The organism is Succinivibrio sp. (genome assembly GCF_045124615.1).
GTDB classification, from domain to species: Bacteria; Pseudomonadota; Gammaproteobacteria; order Enterobacterales; family Succinivibrionaceae; genus Succinivibrio; species Succinivibrio faecicola.
Window position 1 is genome coordinate 1 of record NZ_JBGVMC010000063.1, and the last position, 7,813, is coordinate 7,813.

The following is a 7,813-nucleotide window of genomic DNA, read 5'->3' on the forward strand; positions in this document are numbered from 1 at the left end:
AATTTGCAGTTCTGTTAAAGCCTAGTGATGTTCAGCCAGCACTTGATAGAGCAGCTCAGTATGCACGTATGGTTCCAGAGATCGAGGTTGTAGCTATTCGTGTAATCAATGATTTTAAGGATTCGGAAAAGGAGCAGATAACTCTTCGAGAAACCTCTGCTTTTGAACAGTTAAAGAGAAAGTACTCAAGCATTCAAAATTTTTCATTAAAAGTTGTATTCAATAAGGATGTAGCAAAAGGCTTTATCGATGCTGCTCAGGAAGAAGACTGCAGCCTTGAGGTTATCTCTGCTAATAAGCGTCATACCTTAAGAGACATGTTCGTAAGTTCTATTGATAGCTCAATCATGAGAAAGAGCCGTTTACCACTACTTGTAGTAAAGCAGGCAACTCAGACTGCTACATTAGGACAGAATGTTATTCTTGCAATCGATTTTACAGAAGTTGCTCATATTGAAAAGCTAGATGAGGTTTTATACAACGCAGCATCAAAATTTGCTTCTGCATTTGATGGTGTTGTACATGTTGCAAACTGCATCTCTCCTGAAAACTCAGGTTTAATGGGCGGTAATCTTGAACAGTCAAAGATCCTCTCATCTGTAGGTGCTGTAAGTCTTGATAAGATCCAGCATCAGTTAGCAGAGGAATTTGCAAAGAAGCATAATATCAAAAAAGAGAATATGCATCTTTTAAACGGCAGAATGGATGAGGAGATCCCAAGATTAAGTGAGACTCTAAATGCTCGTATGGTATGCATGGGCTCAACACCAAGAAGCACATTCTTCGGTTCACTCAATTCATCTGCAAGTGAGCTAGTTCTAGAGCAGATTAAGGGAGATATCTTTATTGTTAACGCAGATACATTAAAGTAATCTGTAATGTAAGTTAAACGAAAGCTAAAGTTAATCTTTGGCTTTAGTAAGCAACAAAAAAGACAGGCAAAGCCTGTCTTTTTTTACAAGTTATACAGTCAATCTGTAAAACTGCTTATACATTGAAGAGGAATTCAAACAGATCTCCGTCCTGAACGATGTAGTCCTTACCTTCAGAGCGAAGCTTACCTGCCTCTTTTGCACCCTGTTCGCCTTTGTACTTGATGAAATCATCATAAGCGATAGTCTGAGCTCGGATAAAGCCCTTCTCAAAGTCTGAGTGAATTTTACCTGCAGCCTGAGGCGCTGTAGCACCAACTTTAACAGTCCATGCACGAACTTCCTTTACGCCGGCTGTAAAGAATGTCTGAAGACCTAACAGTTTGTAACCTGCTCTGATAACTCTGTTAAGACCAGGCTCTTCAATACCAAGTGAATCCATAAACTCCTTTCTATCTTCATCTTCCATTGAAGCTAAATCAGCTTCAATAGCTGCTGATACAGGAACAACAATTGAGCCTTCTTCATCAGCAAGCTTCTTTACAGCATCAAGGTATGGATTGTTTGTAAAGCCATCTTCTGATACGTTTGCAATGTACATTACAGGCTTGATTGTCAGGAAGTTGTAGTTTCTTAAAGCTTCACGATCAGCCTGTGTGAAATCTACAGTTCTTAACATCTTACCTTCTTCAAGAGCAGGCATACATTTTTCTAATGCGATAACCTGAGCTAGAGCTTCTTTATCACCACCGGTTCTTGCTCTCTTTTCTAGTCTTGAAAGCGCCTTTGAGCAGATATCAAGATCAGATAGTGCAAGCTCTGTATTGATAACTTCAATATCTGATACAGGATCAACATGGCCTGCAACGTGAATAACGTTCTCGTCTTCAAAGCAGCGAACTACATGAGCAATTGCATCGGTTTCTCTGATGTTCATTAAGAACTGGTTACCAAGACCTTCACCCTTTGAAGCGCCCTTTACAAGACCTGCAATATCAACGAATTCCATTGATGTAGGAACAACTTTTTGAGGTTTTACAATCTTTGAAATCTCATCAAGTCTTAAATCAGGTACCGGTACGATACCAGTGTTAGGCTCGATTGTGCAGAAAGGGAAGTTTTCTGCTGCAATGCCAGCTTTTGTTAATGCATTAAATAGGGTAGATTTTCCAACATTTGGTAAACCTACGATACCGCATTTAAAACCCATTTTTTATCTCCTAATTTGGCTTGAAACCGTTGATTAATGCTGTTGCTTTAGAAACGCCTTCTGTAAACAGCTTTTCAATTCCGATCATTGCTGTCTGATAGGCATCATCAATTTTGTTCTGATCGGCACTGTTTGGTCTTCCAAGTACCCAGCTTATAACGTCTTTTGATGGTGGCTTTCCGATGCCAAGTCTAAGACGGTAGTAGTTCTGAGAATTTGCAAGACATTTTGTGATTGATCTAAGTCCGTTATGGCCAGCAAGACCGCCTGCAAACTTAAGCTTCATAAAACCAGGCTCAAGATCAAGATCGTCATGAAGAACTAAAATTTCCTCAGGCTTAATCTTAAAGAAAGTTGCCAGGGCTCCAACAGCTCTTCCTGATTCATTCATATATGTGGTTGGAAAGATGAATCTAACCTCACTGCCTGCAATTTTGCCTCTGCCTGTTAAACCAGAGAATTTTGCCTCAGGGCTTAATGTTACAGAGAATTTGTCACATAATTTAGTCAAAAGATCGTAGCCAATATTATGTCTTGTATGATCATACTCACTACCGACATTACCAAGTCCTACGATAAGACGGATCTGACAGATATCTTTACTCATTGATCTTTTTTACACCTTCAATCTGGTCTTTTGGAAGTTTGTTTGCAAGTTCACTGACACTTTTGTTATGTTTTGCAATTACGGCATCAGGTGCAATTTCCATCAGCGGAATAAGAACAAAAGCTCTTTCATGCATTCTTGGATGAGGCAGTATAAGCTCTTTTTTATCTGATATAACATCATCATAAGTAAGAATATCAATATCGAGGGTACGAGGCCCATCCTTGAACAGTCTTACTCTTTTGTATTTTTGCTCTAAATTCTGAAAATGCTCTAATAGCTCTTCTTTTTCATAGGTTGTTTCGATTATTGCACAGACGTTTACAAAATCATCCTGATCAAGATAACCTACAGGCTTTGTACTGTATAAAGAAGACGCTTTTAAGGAATTTACCCTATCAAGAGATGATATATCCAAAAGAGCGTTTTTGATAAGAGATTTACTGTCTCCTATGTTAGAGCCAAGTGAAAGAAATGCAACAGCCATTATATATCCAGTTTCATTGCCTTACGCCATTCTTTGGCTTTTCTTAACTGTTCCTGTCTATCTTTTGATGTATACTGCTCATCATCAAAAGATGCATTAGCTCTTGTTGCTTTTTTCTTTTTTCGCTTCTCAAGCTTTAAAGCATTCTTTTCTTTCTTTGCAATCTTACGCTGTTCTTTTTCCTTCATCCTCTGCAAAGCAAGTTCTTTTGCTCTTTGATAGTATGGTCTTAACAGTGTGACCATAGGCTCAAGATATGGCTCGAAGTATGATCTGATAACCAGAAAATCAAAGGCTGCTCTGAAAATACCCTTTTCAGATAGTGCTGCAGCGGCTTTTTCGTTTGCAGTATCAAACTGAATCTGTGTTCTCCACATTGATGTTATGCTTTCTGTTGTGGCATAAGGAATGTCGGTAACACTGTACTGAGCATTGAGTACATTGTTAACTGCAATGGTTGTAAGCTCAGTTAGAGTCAGAGGTTTTATTGAGTATTCATTCTCTCTTTCAATCTCATAGTATGACTGTCTGAAAACAGGATAGAGCAGTACAGAATACAGAAAATGCGGCATATTAGGCTTTTTGATAGCAGAGCGCGCATCTGAGCTTTTAAGAGAATATTCAACAAAGTCTGTATATGACTTGTTGTTTAACAGTTCAACTGTTCCTGGGAATAAGAGCTCAAAGATACCAAACTGTCTTAAAATGCAGAAACTCTCATATCCATGTCCAGTTAAAAAGAGTTTGTTAACCTCTTCATACATACGGGCATTTGAAACCTCAAGAAGATTCTCTTTTAGCTTCTGTATTGGCGCACTTGTTCTTTTGGTTATCTTAAAGCCAAGTTTTGCACTGAATCTTAGTGCTCTTATCATTCTTACTGGATCTTCAAGATATCTTGTAGAAGGATCGCCAATCATATCGATCTGCATTTTTACAAGATCATAAAGACCACCAGTGTAGTCATAAATGAGTCTGCTTTCAGGATCAAGATATAGAGCATTTATGGTAAAGTCACGGCGCTGAGCGTCCTGAGTGATGCTCTTTCCAAAAACGTTGTCTCTTAAAAGCATGCCAGACTGATCGGAGACTCTGTTTGACATCTTTGGGCTGACACCTGTTTTTGCCTGAACCTTGTTATTTCGGAAAGTTGTGATTTCGATAATTTCGTTTCCGCGTACGGCATGAACAATCTGGAAACGTCTTCCGATAATTCTTGAATTTGGAAGAATCTTTACAATCTGATTTGGTGTTGCATCTGTTGATACGTCAAAGTCCTTTGGGCTTTTTCCAAGCAACAGATCACGTACACATCCACCAACAAGATATGCCTTAAAACCGCTAGCTTGTAATATTCTTATGCACTTTACCGCTTTTTCTGAGAGTAAAGACAGATCTAGTCCAAGTTCATCGGTACTTATTGTATAAGCTGACAGCTTCTTTTTGCTGCTTTCTTTGTGCTGTTTTAACTGTGCAACATCAAGCTTTAAAAGTGGAATGTTTATTTTTTCATCTCCGAATAAAAAATTTGTGACATTATACCATTTTTTTCAATTCTATGAGATTTAAAAAATCAGTTAATTGAAATCACCTTATCGTTTGTATTTATACTGCCTAAAGTAAATCTGTCTGCTGCTTTTTGCAAAATCTGTCTGCAGTTTAGAGTATGCAGGTTTGATATATCCTGATTTAAAAATTCAAGTGCCTTTATCAGTACTTTTTCAGGTGCCATCAGATCAAGTGCTGCTTTTGAATGATTCTGTTTTGACAGCTTATGATTTTCATCCATAAGTGCAAGCGGAATGTGCAGATAATCAGGTTTACTGGCTTTAAAAGCTTCGTACATTTCAATCTGAACAGGAGTTATATCAATAAGATCAGCACCTCTTACGATTTCTGTAATTCCCATATCAATATCATCAGTAACACAGGCAAGATTGTAGGAGATTATTCCGTCCTTTCTTATAAGACAGACGCTGTTTTGAATATTATCTACAAAGACATCCCCTCTTAGAACATCATTAAAACAGCCTTTATTGTTTTTTACCTTATAAAATAGAGCAGTATTATCAGATTTGTTAAGATGCAAAGATGAGCAGGTGCAAGGTCTTTGCCTGAGCAATGCTCTTGTACAGCTACAGTAGAAAGCTTCATTATTTGTGAATAGATAGTCTCCCTGCATTAAATATCTTTTTTTGTTTTGAGTCTGAATGAAGACTTCTCCATCAAAGACAAAACCAAGAGTATTTAGATCGTCAAGAATTGCTTTTGTATTGCCAATCTTGCATCTTTCAAGATCAAGATCTTCTATTCTAAGATAGCAAAGACCATCCTGGCTTTTTGCTCTTAAAAATACAGCAACGGCACAGACAACCGAGCCAAAATGTAATCTTCCTGATGGTGATGGGGCAAATCGACCTTTATAAGTCATAAAAAAAAACAGGTGGCTTATACCACCTGCTCTTGTTAGATTAGCCTTCAAGCTGTTTTTCTTTGATTTCTGCTAATGACTTGCAGTCAACGCACAGATCAGCTGTTGGTCTTGCTTCAAGACGCTTGATGCCGATTTCAATACCACACTGCTCGCAGTAACCAAACTCATCATTCTCAATTTTAGCTAGAGTCTTATCAATCTTCTTAATAAGCTTTCTTTCACGGTCACGAGCTCTTAGCTCTAAAGCAAACTCTTCTTCCTGTGAAGCTCTGTCTAGAGGATCAGGGAAGTTTGCTGCCTCACTCTTCATATGACCTACTGTACGATCTACCTCGTTGCGAAGCTGATCTCTCCAAGCGGTAAGGATCTTCTTGAAATGAGCCTTCTGGTTCTCATTCATGTACTCCTCACCTGGCTTCTCCTGATAAGGCTCTACACCAGCAATAGCCAGTGGGCCCATAGATGCAAAAGATGCAGCATTCTTTTCGTCGCTTGCCATAGTTGTTTTCCTTATACCGTTCAGTTGACAGTTTAATCTTTAAATTAAGTATGCTGTAAAAAACTTTAAAATCAAGTTTTTATATTTAAAAACCTTTTAGAGCTTGCAATTATGCTAGAAATATTAATATCTATCAAGAAAATATCTCAAGAATTTGAAGTATATCGATCCTTGCACATTAATTTTTCACATATTTCAAAATTCGGACAAAATATCAGCATTTTGAATTGACTTAACATTTTTCTTATTAAGACAGAACGATAAGTCCATTTTTACAAAAACACACATAAAGAAATTGTTTTTGAACAGCTAATTTTGTTAAAAGGATTTAAATGGATAATTGCTCTCTTAATTATTTGGTAATTAGAGCTATCATCTTTTGTTATAATAGGCGCATTCTTGTATAAAAAAAGCTGTAGACATGGATAACAAAAACGATTTTATAACTCATTTCTCTGCTGTAGATGAAGAAGACAGACAGAGCAGTGCAGAAGTTGAAGATGGAAGAGTAGAACCATCATTTGGTGATGGTTCAGCATCTTTATATACAAAGTCAGATTCAGACAACAGACTAGCTCCATCATTAGGAGAAGATAAAACATATGATTCGTCAAGTGCATCTGATGAACAAAATAGTATAAATCAAGGCATTGATACTCAAGCAATTTCAAGTCCTTTAAATGATGAATCAAATAATGCATCTAATCGTGAGTTTACTAGTAACTTACAAAAAGATGAAAATGAAGATATGAAAAAAGATAACAAAAAAGAAGTTCCAAATAAGAATAATAAAAAGGACTCTGATACAAAAGGAAAAGGTCTAAAAAAGCGTTTTGTCCTTTTCTCTTTAAAGTCATTTGCAGCATCACTTGCTATCATCTTTATTCTTTTTGTTTATTTTGATTCTGTAATTCTTTCAAGATTCGGTGTTGATGACAAATGGGTTTTACCTGCAGTTGTTTATTCAAGACCTCTTGAGTTATATCCTGATCAGAAGCTTTCACTCAAGGAAATGGAGTATGAGCTTGAACTGTTAAAATACAGAAAGGTTAAGAATCCAAGAATACCTGGTGAATATGCTGTTAATGCATCAGCATCAAGAATTGTTCTTATAAGACGTCCTTTTGATTTTCCTGATTTAAAAGAAGACAAGATCGCTCTTGTAATTGATTTTAACGATCACAGAGTTGCAAGTATAAAGAATGCTGATACTAGAGAGGAATTAGGCTATGTAAGAATGGATCCGGTTTTATTAGACAGAATAAACCGTATCGATCCTACTGAGGACAGAATCTTTATTCAGTTAAGTGATGTTCCTCCTGCACTTATAACCACTCTTCTTGAGATTGAGGACAGATCATTTAGAACCAACTGTGGTGTTAATTTCCTTGCAATAGGAAGAGCCTTTGTAAAGAACACTCTAGCAGGTGGTGTAGTTGAAGGTGGCTCTACAATTACTCAGCAGCTAGTAAAGAATTACTTTTTGAATTCAGAGCGCAGCTATATCCGAAAATTCAAAGAGATCATCATGGCGCTGATTATGAATCAACGCTATACAAAAGATCAGATCCTTGAAGCCTATATGAATGAAATCTATTTAGGTCAGAATGGAAAAGCCGGTATTTACGGTTTTGGATTGGCATCCTATTTTTATTTTGGTGTGCCAGTATCAGAGCTGACTCTTGATCAGATGGCTTTACTTGT

Annotated in this window: 8 protein-coding genes; 2 read left to right on the top strand and 6 right to left on the bottom strand. The window is 37.2% G+C overall.

What is annotated here, in order from left to right; translation table 11 throughout:
* Nucleotides 1-872, top strand: an 872-nt coding sequence (locus ACJML3_RS01640; RefSeq protein ID WP_406020053.1) for a universal stress protein, incomplete at its 5' end; no start/stop codon positions are given.
* Between the two features lie 115 nt (nucleotides 873-987).
* Here the strand turns inward: ACJML3_RS01640 and ychF are convergent.
* The 6 genes from ychF to dksA form a co-directional block, all read right to left on the bottom strand.
* On the bottom strand, nucleotides 988-2,082 hold the full coding sequence (gene ychF / locus ACJML3_RS01645) for a redox-regulated ATPase YchF (RefSeq protein ID WP_406020055.1): 1,095 nt from the start codon (nucleotides 2,080-2,082) through the stop codon (nucleotides 988-990).
* Between the two features lie 10 nt (nucleotides 2,083-2,092).
* The gene (gene pth / locus ACJML3_RS01650) at nucleotides 2,093-2,689 is read right to left on the bottom strand and encodes an aminoacyl-tRNA hydrolase (RefSeq protein ID WP_406020057.1); all 597 of its coding nucleotides are present in this window, start codon (nucleotides 2,687-2,689) and stop codon (nucleotides 2,093-2,095) included.
* Nucleotides 2,682-3,176 (bottom strand): 2-amino-4-hydroxy-6-hydroxymethyldihydropteridine diphosphokinase, encoded by a 495-nt coding sequence (folK, locus tag ACJML3_RS01655; protein ID WP_406020059.1) that lies wholly within the window; start codon nucleotides 3,174-3,176, stop codon nucleotides 2,682-2,684. Before folK ends, pth begins: the two co-directional genes overlap by 8 nt.
* Nucleotides 3,176-4,681 carry a polynucleotide adenylyltransferase PcnB gene (pcnB, locus tag ACJML3_RS01660; protein WP_406020065.1) on the bottom strand — a complete coding sequence of 502 codons (1,506 nt, stop codon included), beginning with the start codon at nucleotides 4,679-4,681 and terminating at the stop codon, nucleotides 3,176-3,178. Before pcnB ends, folK begins: the two co-directional genes overlap by 1 nt.
* Before the next feature lie 68 nt (nucleotides 4,682-4,749).
* On the bottom strand, nucleotides 4,750-5,607 hold the full coding sequence (gluQRS, locus tag ACJML3_RS01665; RefSeq protein WP_406020061.1) for a tRNA glutamyl-Q(34) synthetase GluQRS: 858 nt from the start codon (nucleotides 5,605-5,607) through the stop codon (nucleotides 4,750-4,752).
* Between the two features lie 40 nt (nucleotides 5,608-5,647).
* Entirely contained in the window at nucleotides 5,648-6,109 is a 462-nt protein-coding gene (gene dksA / locus ACJML3_RS01670) for an RNA polymerase-binding protein DksA (protein WP_219936980.1), read from the bottom strand.
* A 421-nt stretch (nucleotides 6,110-6,530) separates the two neighbouring features.
* Here dksA and ACJML3_RS01675 point away from each other — a divergent pair.
* Nucleotides 6,531-7,813 (top strand): transglycosylase domain-containing protein (locus ACJML3_RS01675; protein WP_406020063.1); only part of this gene is annotated, 1,283 nt, incomplete at its 3' end.

What these genes read in the sequence shown, in the direction of transcription:
- ychF (WP_406020055.1), bottom strand. Translation starts at nt 2,082, where the DNA reads ATGGGTTTTAAATGCGGTATCGTAGGTTTACCAAATGTTGGAAAATCT.
- pth (WP_406020057.1), bottom strand. Translation starts at nt 2,689, where the DNA reads ATGAGTAAAGATATCTGTCAGATCCGTCTTATCGTAGGACTTGGTAAT.
- dksA (WP_219936980.1), bottom strand. Translation starts at nt 6,109, where the DNA reads ATGGCAAGCGACGAAAAGAATGCTGCATCTTTTGCATCTATGGGCCCA.
- folK (WP_406020059.1), bottom strand. Translation starts at nt 3,176, where the DNA reads ATGGCTGTTGCATTTCTTTCACTTGGCTCTAACATAGGAGACAGTAAA.
- gluQRS (WP_406020061.1), bottom strand. Translation starts at nt 5,607, where the DNA reads ATGACTTATAAAGGTCGATTTGCCCCATCACCATCAGGAAGATTACAT.